Source organism: Mucilaginibacter rigui (genome assembly GCF_014773275.1).
In the GTDB taxonomy this organism is placed as follows: Bacteria; Bacteroidota; Bacteroidia; order Sphingobacteriales; family Sphingobacteriaceae; genus Mucilaginibacter; species Mucilaginibacter rigui_A.
The window spans coordinates 1-1,148 of record NZ_JACWMW010000013.1 but is presented as its reverse complement, the minus strand read 5'-3'; the positions used below and the strand labels follow the sequence as shown (position 1 = coordinate 1,148).

The window sequence follows — 1,148 nt, the reverse complement described above, 5'->3', positions numbered from 1 at the left end:
TTGCTGTGGTGGGTTTTGGTTTCATAATCTATCGGGTCTTGAACAAACTGGAAACCCGGGATCCCCGCCCAATCGAACGAAAGGTGGTCGGTTGAACCGGTATTACTTAAGCTAACTGTTTTGGCGCCCAGGTCATGAAAAGGCTCCAGCCATTTTTCAAATATGGGTTTAACAGCAGTATTGCTTTGTGCGTAAATACCGCGGATCTTACCTGTACCGTTATCAAGGTTATAATAGGCCGACACCTTCGACTGCTCGGGTTTCAGCTTAAAATCGGTACCCATAAAATGGTTTTTGACATAATTGTATGAACCGTAAAGGCCTTGCTCTTCGCCATCCCATAAAGCAATGCGAATGGTACGTTTAGGTTGAAGGCCTAACGAATCTAGTAAACGTACGGCCTCCATCATCACAATACAACCCGCTGCGTTATCGGTAGCACCGGTAGCGGCCGGCCACGAATCCAGGTGACCGCCAAGCATCACCAGTTGCGATTTTAGTTTTGGATCGGTACCCGGTATTTCGGCAACAATATTGTATCCTTTTATGTCGTCGGTATAGGTATGTGCTTTAATATTTACAGCCAGCTCAACAGGGTGGCCGCTTTGTATCAGCCTTTTGATCTTTTGCGCGTCCTCGTATGCCATAGATAATTGCGGGATGGCTTCCGGTGCATTAAGTTTATGTTCGGAAAGGCCTTGTACAAACACGGTACCGTTGTTGTTCCTGGCCGAGCCGCCTATCAAACCAAGTGCGCCAACGCTTTTCATCAATACGTCAACCCGGTTATCAATCTTTACGTAGTTTGCATACTGCCCAATTTGTTCGCGTGTAACCATATAATCATCTTTAAGGTTGGCCAATTCGTTGTCGGTTAAGCGTTTGGCCAAAGCTGTAAAATTCGCATCCTTTGTCTGGAAGGGGCCGCCTGTTATCAGCACAAATTTTCCTTTAAAATCATTTACATGCGCTGCGATATAGGTAGTATCGTTTGCCTGTGCAGGAGTTATCACTGTTACCTGCCCTTGCTGTAAGCCGTTGGTGTTTGCGCTCCACGGGTTGGGGTAGGCTATAACGGGCTGTGTATACGGCGCTTTCATAATGATACTAAATTCCTGCAGGTCCCATTGTTTGCCAAAATCGCCCCA

General features: G+C 46.6%; 1 protein-coding gene. It reads right to left on the bottom strand.

Features of this window, described 5'->3' with window-relative positions; translation table 11 throughout:
* A partial coding sequence (locus tag IDJ75_RS21070) for a M20/M25/M40 family metallo-hydrolase (protein WP_191177637.1) occupies positions 1-1,148 on the bottom strand: 1,148 nt, incomplete at both ends.